Source organism: Streptomyces luteosporeus (assembly GCF_039532865.1).
Taxonomy (GTDB): Bacteria; Actinomycetota; Actinomycetes; order Streptomycetales; family Streptomycetaceae; genus Streptomyces; species Streptomyces luteosporeus.
The window spans coordinates 1-1,362 of sequence record NZ_BAAASL010000048.1; the positions used below are offsets into that span (position 1 = coordinate 1).

At 46.8% G+C, this 1,362-nt stretch carries 2 protein-coding genes and 1 pseudogene; all 3 read right to left on the minus strand.

Annotated features, from left to right (window positions below; all coding sequences use genetic code 11):
- On the minus strand, nucleotides 1–298 hold a 298-nt coding region (locus ABD361_RS30300), incomplete at its 3' end, for a hypothetical protein (RefSeq protein WP_344440179.1).
- A 121-nt stretch (nucleotides 299–419) separates the two neighbouring features.
- Nucleotides 420–962 carry a restriction endonuclease gene (locus tag ABD361_RS30305; protein WP_077273850.1) on the minus strand — a complete coding sequence of 181 codons (543 nt, stop codon included), beginning with the start codon at nucleotides 960–962 and terminating at the stop codon, nucleotides 420–422.
- A pseudogene (locus ABD361_RS30310) lies at nucleotides 944–1,362 on the minus strand (IS5-like element ISKpn26 family transposase); the annotation flags it as partial. The pseudogene ABD361_RS30310 and the gene ABD361_RS30305, both read right to left, overlap by 19 nt.

The window sequence follows — 1,362 nt, forward strand, 5'->3', positions numbered from 1 at the left end:
AGAGCATCAACGATGGAAGGTTGGGCAGAATGTGTTGCAGTTGCTTTGATGCTTCATACCGTTCAAGACAAACGGAGATCGACTCTCTCGCATCTTGATATTTAAAGGGGATGTTGTAAGGCGTACCGTCTTTAGTGAAGCAGTGCATGCCATAAGTTACGACAAACTTAAAATCTTGCATCTTACCTTTGTAGGTAATCTCATGTGCATTCAAATGTGACAAAGAGTAACTCTGGCCGTTGTGAGTAAACGGCGCCCATTCCTGCACAGATTCAATATGGTACTTAGCCACTGTCATCCCCAGCTATTTTTTTTGAATTCTACCATAGTTTTTATCCGCTCAAGCTGAAGTGCTAATGCTGCAAGGTGTGGAGCTGTAATCCCACCAGTTACGCTGATTGTAGACAGGACAGGAAGCATCATTTGCTTATGTTTGGATAAATTTCGTCTATCTTGATATATAAGTTGCCAGTTTCGGCTGCCCGTCTGATTTTTTCTTCCATCAACATTCTGAAACTGATGTTATTTTTTAACATGAGAACAAGATCATAACCGCTGACACAGATGACCTTCTTTCCCCTCCCCCATGCATCCAGACCACTTTTTGTAAATCCAGCCCAACTGATAAATACGCCGCGAGCCCATGAAATTTTCTGATCCAGCTTGCCATGAAATGCATGGAGATCAGCGTTTCCTGTTTTAGTGCTATGCCACTTTGCTTCCACAAGATAGGTTTCATTATTTAACAGAAAACTGCCGTCAATCTGTTCGCCCTTCAACCTGAATGCGCCTTTAGGGAAAGTGCGAATAAGCAGGTCATTTCTTCCCAAGCTGACTCGTTGATTAAAATTTCGCGGATCTGGGCCGATTTTTTTCCCGCAAACACATCGAATCAGCCTATTTAGGCTATTTTTTCCACCATTTCTGGCGTTATTTCCGGTTTTTACTGAGATCTCTCCCACTGACGTATCATTTGGTCCACCCGAAACAGGTTGGCCAGGGTGAATAACATCGCCAGTTGGTTATCGTTTTTCAGCAGCCCCTTGTATCTGGCTTTCACGAAGCCGAACTGCCGCTTGATGATGCGAAACGGGTGCTCCACCCTGGCACGGATGCTGGCTTTCATGTATTCGATGTTGATGGCCGTTTTGTTCTTGCGCGGATGCTGCTTCAAGGTTTTTACCTTGCCGGGACGCTCGGCGATCAGCCAGTCCACATCCACCTCGGCCAGCTCCTCGCGCTGTGGCGCTCCTTGGTAGCCGGCATCGGCTGAGACAAATTGCTCCTCTCCATGCAGCAGATTACCCAGCTGATTGAGGTCATGCTCGTTGGCCGCGGTGGTGACCAGGCTGTGGGTCAGGC